Origin of the sequence: Sphingomonas cynarae (assembly GCF_039537815.1) — a bacterium.
GTDB lineage: Bacteria > Pseudomonadota > Alphaproteobacteria > Sphingomonadales > Sphingomonadaceae > Sphingomonas > Sphingomonas cynarae.
In genome coordinates this window covers 329,110-349,507 of the sequence record NZ_BAABBF010000005.1, presented here as the reverse complement: position 1 = coordinate 349,507, position 20,398 = coordinate 329,110, and the positions used below count along the sequence as shown (strand labels likewise).

General features: G+C 65.2%; 23 protein-coding genes. 15 read left to right on the top strand and 8 right to left on the bottom strand.

The annotated features are described in order from the left end of the window. Positions 1 to 3 precede the first annotated feature (3 nt). The 5 genes from ABD719_RS12915 to ABD719_RS12895 all read right to left on the bottom strand — a co-directional run bounded on the left by ABD719_RS12915 (position 4) and on the right by ABD719_RS12895 (position 4,826). Entirely contained in the window at positions 4 to 954 is a 951-nt protein-coding gene (locus ABD719_RS12915) for an FAD binding domain-containing protein (RefSeq protein WP_056024453.1), read from the bottom strand. Further along, on the bottom strand, positions 951 to 1,589 hold the full coding sequence (gene paoA, locus ABD719_RS12910; protein ID WP_056405795.1) for an aldehyde dehydrogenase iron-sulfur subunit PaoA: 639 nt from the start codon (positions 1,587 to 1,589) through the stop codon (positions 951 to 953). The genes ABD719_RS12915 and paoA overlap by 4 nt, the downstream gene beginning before the upstream one ends. Next, a complete protein-coding gene (locus ABD719_RS12905; protein WP_344693783.1) occupies positions 1,573 to 2,691 on the bottom strand; it encodes an XdhC family protein in 1,119 nt (372 codons plus the stop codon). Before ABD719_RS12905 ends, paoA begins: the two co-directional genes overlap by 17 nt. Further along, complete coding sequence (locus ABD719_RS12900) at positions 2,688 to 3,920, bottom strand: MFS transporter (protein WP_252574838.1); 1,233 nt, start codon at positions 3,918 to 3,920, stop codon at positions 2,688 to 2,690. Before ABD719_RS12900 ends, ABD719_RS12905 begins: the two co-directional genes overlap by 4 nt. A 210-nt stretch (positions 3,921 to 4,130) precedes the next feature. Continuing rightward, on the bottom strand, positions 4,131 to 4,826 hold the full coding sequence (locus tag ABD719_RS12895; protein WP_056024461.1) for a RibD family protein: 696 nt from the start codon (positions 4,824 to 4,826) through the stop codon (positions 4,131 to 4,133). Positions 4,827 to 5,005: 179 nt separating this feature from the next. Between ABD719_RS12895 and ABD719_RS12890 the strand changes: the two genes are divergently transcribed. Together ABD719_RS12890 and ABD719_RS12885 are read left to right on the top strand one after the other, a co-directional pair. Continuing rightward, positions 5,006 to 5,788: a glucose 1-dehydrogenase gene (locus ABD719_RS12890; RefSeq protein ID WP_056024464.1), complete on the top strand. Its 783-nt coding sequence runs from the start codon at positions 5,006 to 5,008 to the stop codon at positions 5,786 to 5,788. 175 nt (positions 5,789 to 5,963) lie between these two features. Next, positions 5,964 to 6,398: a PaaI family thioesterase gene (locus ABD719_RS12885; protein WP_344693782.1), complete on the top strand. Its 435-nt coding sequence runs from the start codon at positions 5,964 to 5,966 to the stop codon at positions 6,396 to 6,398. Here the strand turns inward: ABD719_RS12885 and ABD719_RS12880 are convergent. Then, on the bottom strand, positions 6,395 to 7,477 hold the full coding sequence (locus ABD719_RS12880; protein WP_243693490.1) for a glycoside hydrolase family 43 protein: 1,083 nt from the start codon (positions 7,475 to 7,477) through the stop codon (positions 6,395 to 6,397). The genes ABD719_RS12885 and ABD719_RS12880 overlap by 4 nt on opposite strands. A gap of 287 nt (positions 7,478 to 7,764) precedes the next feature. On the opposite strand from ABD719_RS12880, the gene ABD719_RS12875 reads away from it, so the two are divergent. The 8 genes from ABD719_RS12875 to ABD719_RS12840 all read left to right on the top strand — a co-directional run bounded on the left by ABD719_RS12875 (position 7,765) and on the right by ABD719_RS12840 (position 16,712). Continuing rightward, on the top strand, positions 7,765 to 8,511 hold the full coding sequence (locus ABD719_RS12875) for an SDR family oxidoreductase (RefSeq protein ID WP_344693781.1): 747 nt from the start codon (positions 7,765 to 7,767) through the stop codon (positions 8,509 to 8,511). Positions 8,512 to 8,570: 59 nt separating this feature from the next. Next, positions 8,571 to 9,059, top strand: coding sequence for a (R)-mandelonitrile lyase (locus tag ABD719_RS12870; RefSeq protein ID WP_235519790.1), 489 nt, complete (start codon positions 8,571 to 8,573; stop codon positions 9,057 to 9,059). A gap of 720 nt (positions 9,060 to 9,779) precedes the next feature. Further along, complete coding sequence (locus tag ABD719_RS12865) at positions 9,780 to 10,898, top strand: tyrosine-type recombinase/integrase (protein WP_344693780.1); 1,119 nt, start codon at positions 9,780 to 9,782, stop codon at positions 10,896 to 10,898. Between the two features lie 145 nt (positions 10,899 to 11,043). Next, positions 11,044 to 11,283 carry a hypothetical protein gene (locus tag ABD719_RS12860; RefSeq protein ID WP_344693779.1) on the top strand — a complete coding sequence of 80 codons (240 nt, stop codon included), beginning with the start codon at positions 11,044 to 11,046 and terminating at the stop codon, positions 11,281 to 11,283. Positions 11,284 to 11,898: 615 nt separating this feature from the next. Beyond that, positions 11,899 to 12,138, top strand: a complete 240-nt coding sequence (locus ABD719_RS12855; RefSeq protein ID WP_344693778.1) for a helix-turn-helix domain-containing protein — start codon at positions 11,899 to 11,901, stop codon at positions 12,136 to 12,138. Beyond that, positions 12,135 to 14,438: a DUF5906 domain-containing protein gene (locus ABD719_RS12850; RefSeq protein WP_344693777.1), complete on the top strand. Its 2,304-nt coding sequence runs from the start codon at positions 12,135 to 12,137 to the stop codon at positions 14,436 to 14,438. The genes ABD719_RS12855 and ABD719_RS12850 overlap by 4 nt, the downstream gene beginning before the upstream one ends. Positions 14,439 to 14,901: 463 nt before the next feature. Next, positions 14,902 to 15,360 (top strand): hypothetical protein, encoded by a 459-nt coding sequence (locus ABD719_RS12845; RefSeq protein WP_344693776.1) that lies wholly within the window; start codon positions 14,902 to 14,904, stop codon positions 15,358 to 15,360. After that, positions 15,357 to 16,712, top strand: a complete 1,356-nt coding sequence (locus ABD719_RS12840) for a phage terminase large subunit (RefSeq protein ID WP_344693775.1) — start codon at positions 15,357 to 15,359, stop codon at positions 16,710 to 16,712. The genes ABD719_RS12845 and ABD719_RS12840 overlap by 4 nt, the downstream gene beginning before the upstream one ends. Positions 16,713 to 16,749: 37 nt before the next feature. Here ABD719_RS12840 and ABD719_RS12835 read toward each other — a convergent pair whose 3' ends face one another. Beyond that, positions 16,750 to 16,983 (bottom strand): hypothetical protein, encoded by a 234-nt coding sequence (locus ABD719_RS12835; protein ID WP_344693774.1) that lies wholly within the window; start codon positions 16,981 to 16,983, stop codon positions 16,750 to 16,752. 188 nt (positions 16,984 to 17,171) lie between these two features. On the opposite strand from ABD719_RS12835, the gene ABD719_RS12830 reads away from it, so the two are divergent. From ABD719_RS12830 to ABD719_RS12815, 4 genes are all read left to right on the top strand, one after another. Continuing rightward, positions 17,172 to 17,411: a hypothetical protein gene (locus ABD719_RS12830; RefSeq protein WP_344693773.1), complete on the top strand. Its 240-nt coding sequence runs from the start codon at positions 17,172 to 17,174 to the stop codon at positions 17,409 to 17,411. Positions 17,412 to 17,607: 196 nt separating this feature from the next. Next, on the top strand, positions 17,608 to 18,339 hold the full coding sequence (locus ABD719_RS12825; protein ID WP_344693772.1) for a hypothetical protein: 732 nt from the start codon (positions 17,608 to 17,610) through the stop codon (positions 18,337 to 18,339). A gap of 3 nt (positions 18,340 to 18,342) precedes the next feature. After that, positions 18,343 to 18,609 (top strand): hypothetical protein, encoded by a 267-nt coding sequence (locus ABD719_RS12820; RefSeq protein WP_344693771.1) that lies wholly within the window; start codon positions 18,343 to 18,345, stop codon positions 18,607 to 18,609. Positions 18,610 to 18,612: 3 nt separating this feature from the next. Continuing rightward, positions 18,613 to 18,969 carry a hypothetical protein gene (locus ABD719_RS12815; RefSeq protein WP_344693770.1) on the top strand — a complete coding sequence of 119 codons (357 nt, stop codon included), beginning with the start codon at positions 18,613 to 18,615 and terminating at the stop codon, positions 18,967 to 18,969. 115 nt (positions 18,970 to 19,084) lie between these two features. Here ABD719_RS12815 and ABD719_RS12810 read toward each other — a convergent pair whose 3' ends face one another. After that, complete coding sequence (locus ABD719_RS12810) at positions 19,085 to 19,960, bottom strand: hypothetical protein (protein ID WP_344693769.1); 876 nt, start codon at positions 19,958 to 19,960, stop codon at positions 19,085 to 19,087. Positions 19,961 to 20,052: 92 nt separating this feature from the next. On the opposite strand from ABD719_RS12810, the gene ABD719_RS12805 reads away from it, so the two are divergent. Next, positions 20,053 to 20,268, top strand: coding sequence for a helix-turn-helix domain-containing protein (locus ABD719_RS12805; protein WP_344693768.1), 216 nt, complete (start codon positions 20,053 to 20,055; stop codon positions 20,266 to 20,268). The last annotated feature ends 130 nt before the right edge of the window (positions 20,269 to 20,398 follow it).

Below are 20,398 nucleotides of genomic sequence, written 5' to 3'. Positions count from 1 at the left end.
CGATTATGCCTTCGCTTCGGCGATGACCGAGGCCAGTGCGCGGGTGGCAAGCGGGAGCTTGAACGCGTTGTCCTTGGTCGGCGTCGCGCCCTGGAACGCACGCGCGGTCACCGCGGCGGCACCGCGTGGCAGCAGCGCGTCCGCTGCCTCGACACGCCAGGGGCGGGGGGCCACGCCGCCGAACGCGACGCGCCCGGTACCGTCTGGCTGGATCACCGCCGCCACTGACACCAGCGCGTAGGCGTAGGACGCACGATCGCGCACCTTCTCGTAGAAATGCTTGCCACCTAGCGGCTTGGGCAACGTCACCGCGGTGATCAGTTCGCCCTGCTTCAGCACGGTATCCTGCTGGGGCGTGTCACCCCATAGCCGGTGGAAGTCGGCGATCGCGATCGACCGGCGCTGGCCGGTCGCATCGACCGTCTCGACCACCGCATCCAGCACGCGCATCGCCACGGCCATGTCACCCGGGAACGTCGCGATGCAGCTGTCGCTGACGCCGATGACGCCCAACTGGCGCGAGTATCCGCCGATCGCGGCGCAGCCCGAACCCGGCTTGCGCTTGTTGCACGCCATGTTGGTGTCGTAGAAATACGGGCAGCGCGTGCGCTGGAGCAGATTGCCGGCGGTCGACGCCTTGTTACGCAACTGGCCCGATGCCCCCGCGACGATCGCGCGCGTCAGCACGCCGTAATCGCGCATAACCCGCTCGTCGGCGGCGAGGTTAGTGTTGGTCACCAGTGCGCCGATGCGCAGCCCGCCTTCACGCGTCGCCTCGATCTTGTCGAAACCGAGATCCTGCACGTCGACGAGATGCGTCGGCGTCTCGACCTCGATCTTCATCAGGTCGAGCAGGTTGGTCCCGCCGGCGATGAACTTGGCCGCCGGGTTGCCGGCGACCGCGCGCGCCGCGGCGCTCGCATCCTTCGCGCGCTCATAGGTGAAAGCTCTCATGCTTTTGCTCCCGCGACTTCGGCCATGGCCTCGGCGATGTTGGAATAGGCACCGCAGCGGCAGATGTTGCCGCTCATGCGCTCGCGCATCTCGACGTTCGTCGCGGTCGGCTTGGTCATCAGGTCGCCCTGCGCATGGCTGGGCACGCCACGCTTGATCTCGTCGAGGACCGCGACGGCCGAGCAGATCTGACCCGGCGTGCAATAGCCGCATTGATAGCCGTCATGCTTGATGAAGGCCGCCTGCATCGGGTGCAGCTTGTCCGGCGTGCCGAGGCCCTCGATCGTCGTGATCTCGTCGCCTTCGTGCATCACCGCGAGGCTCAGGCAGGAATTGATGCGGACCCCATCGACCATCACGGTGCAGGCGCCGCACTGGCCATGATCGCAGCCCTTCTTGGTGCCCGTCAGGTGCAGGTGTTCGCGCAGCGCGTCGAGCAGGGTCGTCCGCGGATCGAGGCTGAGCTCGCGCTTCTCACCATTGACCTTGAACCGCACCGGCATGGTCGGCGTGGCGCTAGCCTGGGGCGGCGTCGTCGCGACGGCGCCGGCCGGCGATGCGGCGATCACGGCTGTCGCCGCGCTGCCCGCGAGGAGCCCACGGCGCGAAAGCTCTACTTCAGATATGCTGGGCATGGGCTTCATCTCTCTTGCTGCCGTACCGCGCGTCCGCGGTAACTGTCTGATCTACATCAACGATTGTCTCGGACTGTAACGCGTCGCCGTGCCGTTTGGAGCGTGCATGATGTTCAATGAAACCATGAGGATGGCTCATGGCCCAACTCTCCGGGCGAGGCTTTTCGAGCGCCGTTGTCGCTTCATAGGCCTGGACCAATTGCGCCATGATCGAGAGCGCTAGCGTCTGGGGATCGCGTGTCGCCTTGATCAGACCGACGGGGCCGACAACCCGCGCGATATCATCGCGCTCCGCCCATGCTTCCAGAAGGCGCCGCTGACGCTCGATATGCGTTTTCATGCTGCCCATCGCGCCGATGAAGAACGGGCGTTGCTCCAGGACCTGGAGCAGGAGTGGCGTCTCCCAGTCGTGATCGTGGAACAGCGTCACGACCGCGGTCCAGGGATCGATCGCCAATCCGTCCACGCGGCCGACGAACCGGAGAAGATCCGCGGATCGTCCCTGCCGCCGTGTGTCCTCGACGAGCGAGGCCTGGGGGCTCAACAGCGTCGCGTCGGCGCCATAGGCGTGGGCGATGTCGAGCATCGCGGCGGGCTCTGCGCCATGTCCCATGACGACCAGCCGAAGGACCGGATCGTGACGTACGCTGAAAATCGTATCGAGCCACCGCGTGCGATCACCCTCGCGAGACCAAGCGGCAATGATAGTCCCGTCGAGCGAGAGGTGGAGCACGACCGGCTCGCGCCGTTCCAGAATGGCGATGGCGCGATCGATCTGCCGACGATCCGGTGTCGGCGTGAACAGCAGGTCGATGCCCCCGCCGCAGGGCAGCCGAATGTCGATGTAGCGCGAACCGTCGCCATAGCGCACGTGACGTGCGCGCCCTTCGGCAAGGGCCTCCTGCGCCTCTGCGATCACGGCGGCTTCCACGCACCCACCGAAAAACGAGCCCAGCGACCGTCCGCTTTCGGCCACCGCCATATGCTCGCCCGGCGCGCGGGCCGCGCTGCCGGTGACGTCGGTCAGCGTCACCAGCGCGGCCCGCTCTCCCCGTTCGTCACAGTCGCGCAGGAAGCGCAGGATCGCCAGCGCCTGCTTCATGCCGCTACGGCTTGGGCAGGGGCGGCGGGGCGACGATCGGCTCGGCCGATCGCGACCGCGGCGAGTGCTGCAATCGCAAGAAGGCCGGCGCTGGCGAGAAACTCGGCGCGCGGACCCGCTGCATCGAAGACGATGCCGCCCATCGTCGCGCCCAGCGTAATCGCGAGCTGCACGATCGCCACCATCAGCCCGCCGCCAGCCTCGGCCTCGTCGGGCACCGTGCGCGCCAGCCATGTCCACCACGCCACCGGCGCGGACGTGCCTGCGAAACCCCAAACCGCAAGCAATATTCCGACCGCCACGACGGACGTACCAAGCACCGTCAGTGCCGCCGCCGTTGCCGCCATCAACGCTGGCAGCACGGCAAGGGTGAGGAACAGGCCCCCGTTCAGCACCCGCCCGATCAGGACGGTGCCGATGAATCCGGATACGCCGAGAATGAGCAGCATGATCGACAGCATGGCCGGCGAGACATGCGTCACCTGCTCGAGGAACGGGCGGAGATAGGTGAACAGCGCGAACTGCCCGACGAACAGCATCGCGACGGTCAGCAGGCCGAATACCACGGGCGGCCGGCGCAGCAGGGCGAACATGCCGCGGGCGCTCTGTCGTTCTGCAACCGGAAGCGGTGGCAGCGTCAGCGCCTGCCAGATCACGGCCGCGACGGCGACCGGTACCACGCAGAAGAATGCGCCGCGCCACCCGATCAGGCTGCCGACGAAACTGCCCAGCGGCGCCGCGAGCACGGTGGCCAGTGCATTGCCGCCACTGATGACCGCGAGCGCTTTGGGGACCGCGTGGCTCGGCACCAGTCGCATGGCGATCGCAGCCGACATCGACCAGAACCCGCCGATGGCGATACCGAGCAGCGCGCGGCCGGCCATGAAGACCAGATAGGTCGGCGCAAACGCGACGATGGCACCGGAGACCACCAGCAGGCTGGTCAGGACGAGCAGCACGATCCGACGGTCCGTTTTCCCCAGTACGGAGGACAGCGACAGGCTAGTGATGACCGCGAACAGCCCGGATATGGAAATCGCCTGTCCGGCCTTGCCCTCGGTCAGATTCAGCGTGTGTGCGATCGGGCTCAGCAGGCTGACCGGCATGAACTCGGACGCGATCAGCACGAAGCTGCACAGCGCCATTGCATATACCGCGCCCCAGCGGGCGGGCCGATCGTCGATGCGCGCGGCATCCGTGTCCGCAACCGCGGCGATGGGACTTGCCATGATGGCTCTCCTGATTGTGCCAAATGCGCCCGGACCCGTTGTGGAGGGGGATCGCGACGGATCCGGGCGCTCGTGCCGTGCCGGTTCGGGGACGAACGGTTGGCTGCGAAGAATGCTAATTTAGGGAAGGACGATCCGACCGACAATTCAGCCAGACGTTGATGCCTTGGTGAGCGCTGCTCATGCACACGCCCGTAAAACCGCGAACCGTCAGGCTGGAGTGACCCGGTACCGAAGCCAGACGGTCCCGCCGTCCATGACGTCATGACTCATCAACGCCAGAGTATCGATCGGCAACCGTTCCGAAGCCGCCGTGCCGGAGCCTTCGAAAACGGCCGGAGCGCCCGATGCCCCGTCGATCGCAGGCACGAGCATCAGGCTGATCTCGTCGATGAGGCCGGCACGGAGAAAGCCGCCGTTGAGGTGACCGCCGCCTTCGAGGAGCAGGCGGTCGATCCCCAGTTCGGTATTCAGAATTTCTACGACCTCGTGCGGGTCGAGGTCGGTCTCGCCGGCAAAGACATAGCCGACGCCGTCCTCGCGCAGTCCCGCGAGATGCGCGTCCGATACCGCCTTGGTTAGCACGACCACGATAGGATCGCCGCTTACATCGCTACGCCCCCACGCGATCTTGCCATGAGCGTCCAACACGATGCCATACGCTTCCGCCGCGTGGTTCGGGAGCCAGGCGGTACGGAGAAAGCTCGCCTCCGGCTGGTCCGGATACGCGTCGCGCTTGGCGAACTCTTGGCCGGTGACACGGCCGACGAGCCATGACCCGCCTCCGAGCCTGTCATGCAGGTCCTCGTAAATATCATGCGAATGCGCGCCGCTTGGCGTCCAGCGTTCAGGCAGGATCCTGCCGTCGATGCTGCTGGCCATGTGACAGATGATATGCGGCTTCATGTACGGGAATCCCGGGCTTGTCTTTAAATCTAGTCACGAGGAACGACCGCAGCGGCCTGTCGGCCCAATGAGGCTACTGCACCGGATCGGTGAGGGGATTTCATGGAAGCGGCATCGACCGACTTCGTTCTGAACCATATCCGCGGCGATCGAGCCGCTTCAGCGCGAAGGAAATCGAGATGGCCGACCAGAACCAGAATTACGCAGGCAAGATCGCCTTCGTCACCGGCGCCGCCAATGGAATCGGGCGCACCACTGCCATCGCCTTCGCCGAGGCTGGTGCACATGTCGCCGTCGTTGATCTGAACGGAGACGGCGTTGCCGAGGTCGTCGCGGCGATCGAGGCAGCGGGGGGCAGCGCGGTCGGGATCACCTGCGACGTCTCGAAGAGCGAGGACGTTCGTACCGCGCTCGACAAGACGGTCGAGGCCTTTGGCGGCATCGACATCGCGTTCAACAACGCCGGTATCGAGCAGCAGCAGATCCCGCTGGCGGACCTCAGCGAGGAGGATTTCGACCGCATGACCGCGATCGATCTGCGCGGCGTGTTCCTCTGCATGAAATACCAGATTCCGCTGATGCAGAAGCGGGGGGGCGGCGCGATCGTCAACACCTCGTCGGGCGCAGGCGTCGTCGGAATTGCAGGGCAGGCCGGGTACGTTGCCGTCAAGCACGGCGTGATCGGAATGAGCAAGTCGGCTGCGCTCGAATATATCGGCGACAATGTCCGCGTGAACGTCATCTGCCCCGGCATCATCGAAACGCCGATGATCACCGACCGGGTGTCTGGCGGTACCGAGGAAGGCCAGAAGAAGATGATCGCGCAGGAGCCGATCGGCCGCATGGGCAAGCCCGAGGAGATCGCCGCCGCGGTGCTCTACATTTGCTCCGACTCGGCTGCGTTCATGGTCGGTCATGCGATGGTCGTGGATGGTGGACAGACGGTCGGTCTTGGCGGTTGATCAGGTACTGGCAGCGCGCGCAGCGGCCAGTCGTGGCGCCGCTGCCTCGTTCCGAGCGCCTGGAAATCGTTGAGATCCAGTCGTTGCCTCTGCTTTACCAAGAACCGCTATGTGAGATCGACCCATGACGACTGACCTTCCGATCACTCCTGACGGGCTTGCCCAGGTTCGCGCGATGCTGGCGACCGGGCGGCAGCCTCCGCTCGGGGAAAAGCTCGGCATCTCGCTGGTCGAGGTCGAATACGGGCATGCCGTCTTCGAAGCCACGCCGGACGGCACGTCCTACAATCCGATGGGAACGGTGCACGGCGGGTATATCTCGGCAATCCTCGACAGTGCCTGCGGCATCGCTGCGCACACCGGGTTGAAACCGGGCTTCGGCTATACGACGCTGGAGTTGAAGGTGTCGTTTCTACGCCCGCTGAACGATTCCAGCGGGAAGATCCGGGCGGTCGGACGCCTTGTGTCGATGGGCGGTCGCGCCGCATTTTCGGAGGCGACCCTGGTCAACGAGAAGGGGCAGCTCTGCGCGACGGCGACGTCGACGCTGCTCGTCTTCGAACTTCGACCACGAAAAGCGGTAGCAAATCCGGCTGATGGCGCCTCCTAAGAGCCTGGCCTCGCTTTAGTCGCCACCGGCAGGCGTCGGGCCGTCACGCCGCCCTGGGTCAGAACGACCGGCGCTATGCTGCCGTCTTTACGGAAATGCATCCGCTCGATCGCGACCTGACGATGATTGCCGTTCGTCTCACCCAGGGGACGTCGGTGATAGACGATATACCAATCATCCGTTCCAGGGATGCAGACAGCGGAATGATGCCCCGCGCCGCGAGCGACGCGCGCGTCCTGCTCGAGAATCTTGCCGCGCGGTGTGAACGGTCCGAGAGGGTTGGAAGCCGTAGCGTAGGCGACGCTGTACAGCGGTCCCGTCCACTCGCCTTCCGACCACATCAGGTAATAGATTCCGCGCCGCTTCAGCATGAACGGTCCCTCGACATAGTCGGCGGAGGGGGTGATCGCCTTGTACGTCTCGCCGTCCGCGAACGGGGTGAGGCTGGTGAGGTCTCGCGACAGCTTCACAACGTTGCAGTGTTTCCAGCCGCCATAATACAGGTAGCAGGTTCCATCGTCGTCGCGGAACACCATCTGGTCGATCGGCTGCGCGCCGTTGACGATGCTGCCGATCAGGGGTTTGCCGATCGCGTCGCGGAACGGGCCTTCCGGGCGGTCGCTGACCGCCACGCCGATTCCGCCGCGCTGTCGGTCGGTCTTGATGTCGTTCGCGCCGAAGAACAGGAAATAGCGGCCATCCTGCTCGATCGCCGAAGGGGCCCACACCGCATAGGCCGCCCAGTCGACGTCCTTGACGTCGAGGACGCGCGGATGGCGGGTCCAGGATACCAGGTCTGGCGAGGAGAACGCGTCGAGAAACGTCTGTCGCAGAAACGGGCTCCATATCGTCGGCGAGGCGCGTTCATGGGTTTGCCAACGGGTGAACCGGCTGGGCGGGGCGGGGACGGGCCCGTCGGCGGAATAGGTCGGATAGATCCAGTATCGATCGCCGAAAATGCGGATCTCCGGATCGGCGTACCAGCCCGGCAGAACGGGATTGGCTGCCCACGCAGTCCTCGAAGTGGCAGCGCCAACGGCGAGTCCCGCCAACAGCATTCGTCGATCGATCAAAGGCATTACTGGGTCCGTTGCAGTTTGGACGGGTGTGCTTTGAAACGGTATTCGCCGTATTTAACGCGAATGACCAGCGTGTCATCCAGACAATCTCCCGGATTTGTCGACCAATCGATCGCGGAGTCGCGTTGGATGCTGATGGTTCGGATTGATGAAATCTGTTCATCGAAGCATCAACCAGATAGCGGGTAATCTAGCCTGCCGCGTGTCCCATATTCCGTCTGCAACGTAAGCACATCGAGGTCGGCGTATCGCCGCCCCGATCAATTGCTGAAATGGAGGGCAGTGAAATGACTGACCGTATCAAAGATAAGGTCGTCGTGATTACCGGCGCCTCGAGCGGCCTCGGCGAGGGGGCGGCACGGCATCTGGCGGCGTGCGGCGCGACGGTCGTGCTCGGCGCGCGCCGTACAGGTCGCCTCGAAACGCTCGTCGCAGAGATCGTGGCGGCGGGCGGACAGGCTCTGGCTGTGCAGACCGACGTTACCGACCGTGCAGCGGTCGCCAACCTCGTCGACACCGCCGTACAGCGCTTTGGCGGGATCGACGTCCTCATCAACAATGCCGGGATTATGCCCCTGTCGGCTTTGGAAAGCCTCAAGGTGGATGAATGGGACCGCATGGTCGACGTCAACATCAAGGGCGTGCTGTACGGAATCGCGGCCGCGCTGCCGCATATGAAGGCGCAGAAATCGGGCCAGGTGATCACGACCTCTTCCGTTGCCGGCCACGTCGTCTTCCCAGCATCGGCGGTCTATTCCGGCACGAAGTTCGCGGTCCGCGCCATCTGCGAAGGCTTCCGTCAGGAAGTGAAGGACTACAACATCCGGACCACTATCCTGTGCCCCGGCGCGGTGAAGACCGAGTTGCTCGAGCAGATCTCGGACGAGGGCGTCCGCTCCGCAAACAGCGATTATGTCGGCAAGGTCGGTATCTCAGCCGACAGCTTTGCCAGGATGGCGGCGTTTGCGATCAGTCAGCCCGATGATGTCGACGTCAACGAGATCATCTTCCGCCCGACCGCGCAGCAATTATGATTTTTGGCTTCACAGCAGAGGGCCACCGCAGCGTTGCGCACTGTTTATCGAGGACGATGATGATCAGAGTTCTGACAATTTCGGCAATTCTCCTGGCGTCCAATGGCGTCGCACACGCACAGCAAGGAAAGAGCAAGATGGATATATCCCGCAAGGCAGACCTGAAGACGGTCCCCGGCCCCGACGCGTATTTCACCGGCAAGGTCACGATCACCGGACAATTCCAGCGGCCCGAGCCGTCGCGCGTCGGCGGTGCCGTGGTCCATTTCGAGCCGGGCGCACGCACCGCCTGGCATACCCACCCGGCCGGGCAGACGCTCATCGTCACCGAAGGTGTCGGCTGGACGCAGGTCGAGGGCGGACCGAAGCTCGAATTCCATGCGGGCGACCAGCTCTGGTGCCCCCCTGAACACAAGCACTGGCATGGCGCGACCGCGCATGACGCCATGACTCACATCGCCATCCAGGAATCTGTGAATGGCACACCCGTAACCTGGATGGAAAAGGTGAGCGACGAGCAATATCTCGCGCCGTTGGCGAAGGGCTGAGTGGTACCGCACGTCATCGTCAAGCTATGGCCGGGCAAGTCGGACGATCAGAAGCCGGCTTGCTGACGCGATCACGGAGAGGGTGACCGGCATCCTCGGCTATGGCGATGACGCAGTATCGATCGCGTTTGACGAGGTCGTGCGAACGACTGGAGCGAACCGGTCTACAAGGTCGATATTTTGGGTCGATGGAACGATCTCGCCAAGCGACCGGGATACGGCGATCGCCCTCAGGACAGAGGCGCGACGCCTGATCCGGACGAAGCCTTCACGCGGGCGAACAGCGGCGCCATCCTAAACTGAGGCTTGGCACGCGGTCGATGGCGAGCGATCGCGTCTTATAAGTTCGCTCCCGCGTCGGCAGCCCGGAAGCCGACCACAAATATTTCGATGAACAAATGTCTGAAGTTGGGAAGCCGAAAACGAACCGCGAATGACCGGCTATGGGTCAGATCACCCACGCCAGAAAAGGGGAAAGTCAGGGGCGGCCTAACGCAAAACGGCTTCGCATCGCTGCGAAGCCGTTGGAAACTCTGGTGGACGCACTTGGGCTCGAACCAAGGACCCGCTGATTAAGAGTTCAGCTCTCTGGAGTAAATGGCTGTAAACCTGAGCCAATCATGGTTCGCGGGGCACCGTTTTCACGACATCTAGGTCGACCTGAGCCGCTCACGGAGAGCGCGTTCTCGGTGCTCAGGCCGGTACTCATGGAGACAGATTATGGCAGTCGTGAACCTGACCGAGGCACGGATCAGGGACCTCCCCCTTGGGTCGGGCATCCATCGGGACGAGCAGGTAAAGGGTCTCATGGTCCTGTGCCACGCCTCGACAAGGACCTACGCCGTGCAGGGCGACGTGCGGCGGAACGGCCGCCACGTCCGCACGGTTCGGGTGAAGATCGACCGGTGCGACCGGATCGGGCTTCGCGAGGCTCGAACTCGCGCCAAGGCGCTGATGAGTACGATCCAGTCGGGCGTGGACCCGACCGCGGGGCCGGCCGAGAGCGGCATCACTCTCAAGCAGGCCCTGGACGCCCACCTGTCGGAGAAGCGGTACAGCCCGCGCACGGTGGAGGGCTACCGCTACCACCTGGACCGCTACCTGACCCGATTCCGCAACCGGGCCGTGACCGACATCTCCCGGCAGGAGGTCCGCGATCTGTTCGACGCGCTGAAGAAGCAGCGTGGCGAGACGACCGCCGCGAGCGCCATGCGGACGCTCCGGGCGGCAATCAACACGGCGATGCGGATGGACGAGACGATCGGCGGCAACCCGGTCGCAGTGCTGCGCGTGCCGTCACCGAAGCGCCGTGAGGTCGACGCGCTCGATCTGAAGGCGTGGTGGGAGGAGGTGCAGAAGCTGACGCCGATCCGCCGCGACCTGCACGTCGCCATGATGCTGACGGGCGCCCGCCGATCCTCCCTCCTGCAGGTGCGCCGGGACGACGTAGACCTGGACCGCGGCGTGATCCGCTTCCGCCACATGAAGACCGGCGGGCAGATGCTATTCCCGATGGGCCGGCGGCTGACCGAGCGGCTCCGCGCCCGCATGGCCGCAGACGCTCCGCTGAACAGCCCGTGGCTGTGGCCGTCCGCCACCAGCGCCTGCGGGCACGTGACCGAGCCGAAGGAGCCCGACCACGACGTTCCCAGCCCCCACGAGTACCGGCACCACGCCCGCACCCTCTACATCGCCAGCGGGGCACCTTACGCGGAGAGCGCCCTGCTGCTCGGCCAGAAGCTGCCAGGCGCATCCGGCGGGTACGTCCACGCTGAGCACCTGGTCGAGCACCTGCGGACGCACGCGCAAGCCCTGGAGGAACTTGTACACGGGTCGTGAGCCTCGCCGCGGGGACCGCGACAGGTACGCGCCGGCGAAAGGCGCGGGCGAGCCGACGGGTAGTTTCTCAGTTTCAAACTAGCCGCTGATCGGAGTGCGCTCGGCGCCCCGCCGTGCTATGCTGTGCGCTAAGCTTGGAGGCAATGTGGCCAAGGTTACACGGAAGCAGATTCGCGAAGGCGAAGTACGCCGCTTAGCGCGGGAGCTCGCTTGGACTGGCGAGTACAGCGGATGGCTCATCATCGAGCAGATGTTGCGTTTTAAGCATGGTTATCCCGAGGCGCGCAGCGTTCTTGACGTCCAATGGATACGTCAAGAGTTGGACGAAATCTGCGAACGGGCGAAAGCTCGCATCCAAAGCGAGCAGGAGAAGCCCGATGCCTAAAGACTTCAACGGAAAGAAGCGCGCGGCCGACGCGATCGGGTGGCCGGTGACGATATGATCGCTAAAATCGCCACTAGGGAGATCAAGGACGAGCGCGACGATGCGTTCGCTTCTAAAATCCGCGGACCATACAAGAAGCGGGCGGCGTAATGGCCAAAGACACAGACTACGAAACGCTGGTTGTGGAGAGCTTCCTACCTAGCCGCACCTCGGGGCTGCACGGCAAGGTGCACGTCCGGCCCGTTGAAGGACAAGGTCACCCAACCACCCTGAAGGTGGAGTGCGCCAAGCCCCTGAGTGAAGAGTACCCAGTCGGAACGCGCTTTCTCATTCGGGCGAAGCTCACCGACCGCGCGGATGGGGGTGAGTATCTTTACTCATCGTGGCGGTGGCCGGTCGAGGTTATCAGTCAGCCAAATTCAAACTGAGACACTACCAGCCGGCGGCCTCACACGAAAAAATTGCGAATGCTGATACTTTGTTCAGTCGACCTGGGTTAATCAGGTCGTGCGCACTGAGGGAGCCCTACGCGGGCGTGCGCAGCGGTCGCCGGCCTGCCCCTGATTAATCGAGACGAGTCCGGCAATCTTCCACCTCTTAGAAGGGAGATTGCAGGTGCAATCCGACTCGATCGTAATGATCGAGGACGCCATACGGCGCGTCCTCGACACCCATAAGCGTAGCCCCTGGTTCGACAACGAGGCGGCCGCCGAGTACCTCGGCTGCACGCCTGGAACCATGAAGACCTGGCGCTCGCGGGGCGAAGGCCCGCGCTACCACGTCATTCAGAGCAAGCTGGTCCGGTACCACGTGGACGCCCTCGACGCGTTCGTGCGCGGGGAGCAGGTCCGATGAGCTATGAGGAAGGGGACGGGCGCGCCGATGGGATCGGCGGCGCGCCCGTCGAGGAAGCGCATGGAAAGGGCAGCTCCGGTACGGCAATCCCTGCCGCGTCCCGTGCCCCTCGCCAGCCGTCGTTCGCCCCCGACGCGCTTGATGCCTACCGAGAGACCGGCTTGGAGCTTATCCCGCTTCATTCGCCGCGAGCACTGGGTTCGAAGGGACAGGAGATCGGCAAGGCTCCATTGCTCTCCGGCTGGCGGGATGCCTTGCCGTTGTCCTTCGATGCCGCCCGGCAGCACCTCGCGGAGGGCAAGAACGTCGGAGTGAGACTGCGGCCCTGCGACCTTGTCGTCGACGTGGACCCCAGGAATTTCTTGGACGGCGATGACCCGTATCAGCGCCTACAGGACGATCTCGGCGTGGACTTCGACGACTACCCTCGCGTCATTACGGGTTCGGGCGGTTACCACGTCTACATGCTGAAGCCGGATGAAGCGCTGCTGGTGGACAGCCTGGAAACGTATCAGGGCGTCGAGTTCAAGACGCACGGCCGCCAGGTGGTCGCGGCCGGGTCCTCTCATCCCACCTCCGGGGAGCCGTACCTGTGGGACTCCGATCCGCTCGCCGTGTCGATTGCAGAGCTTCCGGATCGTCGTGCGCCCGACGCGTTGCTAGCACTCGCCGCCCGCCGCGTTGCGACGGCCGGCGCTGACACGGGCGGCGGCTTCACGCCGGAGGAACTCGAGGTGATGCTCGAGGGCTTGGACGTTACGAAGTTTCGGGATGAGGGCCGCTGGCGGGAGCTGATGATGGCCTGCCACCACGCCACCGGCGGTGATGGCCGGGATAAGTTCATCGCGTGGTCCACGGGCGATCCCGAATATCGGGATGACGCGCATGTGATTGGCAGGCGGTGGGACAGCCTTCACGCGGACGTCGCCGGTCGCCGCGTTACCTGCCGAACGCTGTTCAAGGCGCTACATGAGGTCGGCCGAGGCGAGCTGATCCCGCGGCCCACTGCGGAGGACGACTTCGCAGACGAGCCGGACTTTGAGGCGCCGACCCACGACCAGGGTTCGTCCGCAGCACCGGCGTCGGCCGCGCTGTCCGACCAGTGGGTTTGGGTCGCGGGCATCGAGCGCTTCGTCCGTCGGTCCGACACCACGAAGTTCAGCAAGGACCAGTTCAAGTCGATGTTCTGGCACCGCTGGCCCGAAGGAGACATCTGCGCCGCCGTCTGGAAGGGCAAGCTGCCTATCAGCCGCGTCGAGGCGCTCGCCTATGTTCCCAGCCAGCCCGAATTCGTGGCGACCGGCCCGTGGGCCGGCCGGTACAACCTTTGGCGTCCGTCTGGCGTCGAGCCGAGGGCGGGGGACGTGTCAGTGTTCTTGGAGCACATGGCTTATCTGTTCCCCGACGAGATCGAGCGCGGCCACGTACTAGACTACCTCTCGTTTCTAGTCGCCCCGCAGTTCGTGAAGGTGCATTACGCGCTACTGGTCAGGGGCAGGCAGGGAACCGGCAAGAGCTTCCTTGGCAAGCTGATCAGGACCATGATCGGCGACCGGAACGTGTCGATGCCGACGAGCTCCGAGGTGAGGGAGCAGTTCACCGGATGGCAGGAAGGTGCCCAGCTCGCGATCTTGGAGGAGATGATGGCGCTTGGGGAGGCGGAGGTGGCGAACCGGCTTAAGCCGGTAGTCACCGAAGATTACCTCCGCATCCGGCTCATGCACACGAACGCTTATACTACGCCCAACTTCCTGAACCTGCTTTGCTTCACGAACCATAAGAACTCGCTGCCGATCGAGGACGGCGACCGTAGGTGGCTCGTCGTCTTCTCGGACGTGCAACCGAGGGAGCAGGCGTACTACGACCGCCTGTGGACGTGCTTGGAAGGTGACGGACCCGCAGCGGTCAAGCACTTCCTCCAGCAGCGGCGGATCAACCTCGATCCGAAGGGCCGGGCGCCGGCGACGCGGGGCAAGGCAGAAATGCGGCGGCTGTCGCAGGGGGAAGCGGAGCAGTACCTTCTCGATCAGATGGAGGAAGGTTCCGCCCCGTTCGACTTCGACCTCGTGCGGCTTGACGACGTCTACGACGCCGTGCCGAGCGGACTTCGGGGGAAGGGTTTGCGCGCCCGACTGCCGGACTGGCTGGACAGCCAACTGGGTGCGCGACGGCACGGCCGCTACACCAAGGGAGATCGCCCGGCTTGGAACCTGTGGTCGATCCGCGACCACGATGCTTGGGAGCAGAGGGGCCCGGCCTCCCGGATCGACGCGTTCCTTGCGCACACCAAGCAGGTCTAACGTTCCGCCGGGGAGCCTCGTCGCTCCCCGGCATCTCCAGCAGGAACTGATGCTAACGCGGTAGACATGGGGATCGGTCAGGTAGACCGGCGCGCGGAGTGTGGCTTGTCTACCTTTTGCGCTTTGAAAATGCTGAGTTTTTCGACGGGGTAGACAAGGTAGACAAGCACTTTCCCAAAATCTGAGTTGGATCGACTTTGGAGCCGAGCTGGTGGTCATTGTTGCCGGCCGGCTCGCATCGGCAGCTCGGAAGCGGCCTGTCTACCGGTCTACTCGTCTACCGCGCCATCTCCGTCCAAGGCGCCCAGCTTCGATCTTCACCCGACCGGACCGACACCGCTGGTCAACAAAAGCGCGGTTCCCGCTGCACAAAACGCGCGCGATGGCATCCCGGAGCGAGCCCCTCTGATCGTCGATCGGAGGGTGGAGGCGCGGGAAGCCCAACCGAAACAAGGAGTTGAGCGTGGCAGACGAACCCGAGCACCGCGCCGAGCACAGCGCGCCGCTGCCGGCTGCACCCCGGCGGGGCCCCGGACAGCCCAAGTACGTCGTGCCCAAGGACTCGGTGCCGGAGGTCATCGCGGCCATCCGCCAGGGCAAGTCCGAGGTCTCGATCGCCCGCGCCCTGGGCGTGAACTATCGGACCTGGGGCCGGCTGAAGGTGGAGGACGAGCGGATCGCCTCCGCCTTGGCCGAGGCCCGTAAGTTCGAGGAGGACGAGCTGGTCGGGCTGCTGATGGACAAGGCGCGGGCTGGCGACACGACCTCCATCATCTTCGCCCTGAAGGGCCGGCACGGCTACCGCGACCAGGGCGCGCCGCAGGGCGGGACCGAGCAGCGGGTCAACGTCACCATCAACCTGCCGGGCGCCCAGGCCAGCGTGGACGACTACATGCGCACGGTCGAGGGGGCGTCCCGGTGACCGAGGAGATGGCCCCTACGCCGTACCAGGCCCGCGTGCTCAGCGTGCCGGAGACTGTCGACCTGTTCCTGGGCGGCGGGCGCGGCGGCGGCAAGTCGCACTGCAAGGCGCTGCTGATCCTGCGACACGTCGAGCAGTACCGGGAGAAGGCCCGCGTCCTCTACGTGCGCCGCACCTACAAGGGGCTCGCCGACTTCGAGCTGGTGCTCCGTTCGCTGTTCTCGGCGGCCTACGGCTCGGCGGCGTCCTACAATTCCACCGAGCACGTCTTCAGGCTCCCATACGGCTACGTGGAGCTCGCCCAGGTCGACACGCCCGCCGCCTACGACAAGGTCCAGGGCCGGTCCTTCACCCTCATCATGGTGGACGAGCTCACCCAGTGGGCCGACCCGCTGGCTATCGACATGCTGCGCTCGAATCTGCGCGGCCCCAAGGACGTGCCGCTGCGGACGGTGTACGCCGGCAACCCCGGCGGGGCCGGCCACCACTGGGTCGCCTCCCGCTACGTTCTCCCCGGCCGCGCCTGGGTGCCGTTCGCAACCGAGGCGGGCGGCCTCTGCGCCCACGCGCCCAGCACCTACCTCGACAACCCGCACCTGGACTCGGACGACTACCGCCGCCAGCTCCGTGCCGCTTGCGCCGGCGACGAGGAGCTGTTCCGCGCCTGGACCGAGGGGGACTGGTCGGTCGCCCGCGGCGCGTTCTTCGCCGGTTGCCTGTCCCCTGAGCGGTGCGCGGTCGATCCCTGGGCCGAGGTCCCCGCCGGCTGGGAGGCGTTCATCGCCCACGACTTCGGAACGGCGTCCCCTTCCGCCACCTACGTCATGGCCCGCTCCCCCGGCACGGTGGGGCCGGACGGGCGGTACTACCCGCGGGGCTCGGTCGTGGCCCTGGACGAGCTGGCCACCGCCCGCCCGAACCGACCGAGCGAGGGGCTCGGCTGGACGGTGCCGCGGCTGGCGGAGGCCATCAAGGAGATGTGCACCCGGTGGGGCGTGGCGCCGGACGGGGCCGCGGACGACGCGATCTTCGCCCGCGCCCGCGGCTACGCCGCGGCGACAATCGCCGACGAGTTCTCTCAGCAGGGCGTCTCGTTCAGCCCGTGCGGCAAGGGCACCCGCAAAGCGGGGTGGCAGCGGATGCGGACCATGCTGTCGCAGGCAGGCTCGCCGGACCTCCCCGGCCTCTACATCTCGCGCCTCTGCAACTACGCCTGGGAGACGCTGCCCACCATTCCCCGCGACCCTCGCGACTTAGAGGACTTGGACAGCGACGCTCCCGACCATGGTGCCGACGCGATCCGCTACGGCCTGGTCTGGACGCGGGCCCGGTTCACGTGCCGCAACTTTTAGGCTCAAGCAGTCAGAAAGAGTTAGTTCGGACGGGGCGCTAGTCGGGTATGCCGCCCATCTGCTCGATGGGGCCGCGCGTTAATCCAACGATTGGCTCCCCTGGCTGGTGTTCGTAGCAACCGAAAATGTTAACGCCGGTGTTCTGAATCTTCGACGCTTGCGCCGCGATTGCTGCGGCCGCCGCAGGCATAAAGCCGGTAATGGCGGCAGCGATCTGGTGCATTTCAGGAGCCGTTGCCGCGATGGCAAGACGATAGGCAGGTACTGTCACTTTTCAGCCTTCTTGCTCGGGGAGTGTTCGCACAGCTTAGCTTCAGCTTAGCCCATCTGAAAAGTGCCCTGACTGCCGCTACCAGGCTATATCGGCTACGGGTGTAAACGTTGGTCGATTCCGCGCTTGCGTGTCCCCATTGGGACCTCCGCCCGACGAACGGGCGATTCGTTTTTGCGGAGATCAATATGCGTAAGAAGCCGAAGAAGGCCCACGTCGACGTGTCTCGCGACGACATTGCATACATGCGTCACTCGAGTTTTGGGTTCAGCCCCGCAGAGGCCAAGAGCGCCGCCAAGTGCCGCGCCGCCGCTCGCGAACTGGTCTGGGTGTCCAAGTCGACATTTATCGGCATCGACGCCGTACTATCGGGCGTGCCGGAGGCGACGATCCGCGACTACTGCCGTCAGCGGTTGCGGACCGCCTGACGACAACCGCGGTCGATCCGCTTGGGTCGACCACGGATGATGGTCCGCGCGCCGCCCGATCCGAAGCATCTCTCCTGACGTGCGGCCCGCCGAGTGGGTGGGCCCTCCGCGTTGGCGGGAACGATCCGCGGCATGAGCCGCGCCGGCTTCGGTCCTCAGGCGACGCGCGACGCAGACCCGGTAAAGGAGCACGAAGATGGCAGTAAGGAAGGCCAAGATGGGCACGGCCTGGGCGTCCGAGATGGACGTGATGGCAACGCTCCAAAAGGCGAGGAGCAATCGGGAGGGGCAGCAGCGCCTCATCGGCTCGCTCAAAGACAAGGTCGAGGGGCGTCGGGGCGAGCTGGCCCGGTCCCTCGCCGACCTCCCCCAGCAGCAGCGCATCCCCACGGTGAACAGCGCGGTGGCAGGCTTCCGCAACGAGCTGAAGCGGGACAGCGCCGAGCGACGACTGATCCACGTCCGCGAGGCGGGCAAGCACATGGCGACGGCCCTCGCCGTCAAGCCGCACTACACCTCCCCCGTCCAGATGCTGATGCGCGGCAGCCTGGGGAGCGAACGCCGCAGCCGGCTGATGCAGCAGATCGCCGGCTCCGGCCCTGCCAAGCTCGCGTCCTTCGCAGAGCTCGCCGCCGCCACTAGGGACATGGAGCTCGCCGCGGCCCTCTGCTCGCGCATGAGTGACCTCGACGTGGACCGGCGGCCGTTCGCGCCCTCCGAGCTCGCCGAGGCCCTGGTGGGCGACGAGTTCCGCCGCGTGTCCCAAGCCCTGATGGAGGTCGAGCGGCTGGCCCACGAGGTGGCGCACGACGACACGGCGTTCGAGAGCAACGGGCGCAACCCCCACCGCGACATCAATGCCGCGCTGATGCGCCGCGCCGAGGAGCAGGCCGGCAGCGATCCCTATTCCGACGACGAGGAGGACTGAGCAATGCCCACGTACGTATTCTACGCCGATCGATCCGAGAAGCGCCGCGCCGACCAGCGCAACACCGTGGTCGCGCAGGGCGCGACCGTCGCCGCTGCCCGTGCCGCCGATGAGGCCCTAGTCAGGGCGGGCGCGCTCGCATCCTTTGCCGTCGTCGACGTGAGTGCCGCCGCGCCGGCGTTCGTGGTCGAGGGCTGGGCGCCTGTGGGGTCGCGAGGCCAGTCCACCTGGCCGTCGCAGACGCCCCATGGCGGCTTCGCGGGGGGCTGACGGATGGACCGCTACGACGAGGAGGGGAACTTCATGACGCCCCGCGTGCGCTACCGCGTCATGCGGGAGGCTCTCGCGGGCGAGCAGATCGTCACCGACTTGGAGGCGTTCGTCCTCTGCGGCGGCGACCCCGAGCACTTCGACGAGGAAGCCCGGCGACAGGTCGGGCAGGACCTGGACGTGCTCGGCTACAAGCGCCGGCCCGTCGCGATCGGCGTTTACGGCCGGCCCGAGCCGCGGTGGGTGCGCGACGATCCCTGGATGGAAGACGATCTCTGGCGCGACGCGCCGGACGCAGCGTCCGATCACATAGGTGACCTGCTCGGGCAACTGAGCGGGGGCGGCTCCCCGAAGCCTTGAAACGCGACATCATCCTCCTGGGGCATCAAGCCTTGGGAGTATGGGCGATGAACGTGCCCGCTGGCATCGACGTGCAGGCCTTCCACGACCTCGTGGCTGGCCTGCACATGCCCCATCACGAGATCCGAGTGGGGAAGGTTCGCCTGAGCGCCCAGACTAGCGACACGCAAAGCTCATTTAGCAATGGTGGCGAGGCGACCGCTATGTCATTCCCGACCAGAAAACCGCTGAAATGGTCGCGCCGGTGCTCGAGGAATAGCGCGACCCACAGCTCCAAAGCAGAACCGCGCCACTGGCCCGTCGCCTCAGCGACCGCCCTAGCGCGAGCCAAATAGTCGGCGGGGTCGCCAAGCCCCGCCGCCTCCGCGAGCACATACCCGTCGATCATTTGAGCGAGCCCGGTGGAGTCCTTCCACGGAAGCCGCTCGGAGACGTCGAGTGTGGCCGGGTCGACGCCTCGGGTTGACAGATGGGCGTGGAGCAGGTGGCCGTGGTCAGCGCCGAACATCGCCTCTGCCACTTCCCTAACCGTCTCCATCCTGATGAATCGCCGCATCGGCACACGGCGTAGCGCTGTTCTCTCGCCCTTCACGCCTGATGCGTTCGCGCGACTATGCCGGGCGACTGCACCATCGGGGACGGCGAGGGATTGCCCCGGCTCCCCGCCTAACCAGTAGAACGGGCCGACCGAAAGCGTCGCGGGGTCGGCCATGAACCAGACCACGCACCCGCCCGGCTTCTCGGCCAAGGCCAGATTTACGTCCACGCTTGCGCGTTTGCCGCCCACGCGCGTCGCCTTGAGCTGGATGTGGCGGATGATGCCTCGCGCCTCCACCACCACGTCATACCCGTTCGCATCAAACTCGGAGCGAAGCACCTCGAATGGCGTCTTGAACGCGATCAGGAGCACCCTGGAAAGTTCGGTGAGGAAAACGCGTTCCAAGACTTTCTCCCGAAGCACCGAGTGCTCTGCGGCCCATAGATCGAACATGCCGCCAACACTGCCGTGGTGAACGACGCTGTCAACGAAATAGGGACTATAGTCCCTAGAGCGCGGACGGGTTGGCGTTTCCAGTCTGGTCGATGGACTGGATCAAGATCCTTGCCGGGAACGTGCGTCGGCTGCGTGTCGAGCAGAAGCTCACTCAGGAGCAGCTAGCCTACGACGCCGAGATCGACGTGACCTACCTCCGAGGCATTGAAGGGGGGCGGCGCAACCCGTCCGTACGTGTTATTGGTCGGCTCGCTTCGATACTTGGCTGCCATCCGGGCAAACTGCTCGATGAGAGTTCGACCTAGCCAGCCCGCGCCAGCTTCTGGCGTTTACGGCTCAACACGGCGCTAAGACGGCCCGGCGTTCGCCCGCCCGCCGATGTTCGATCCACCCACGGATCACTCTTGACCCTCTGATTGTGATCCTCAATAGTTC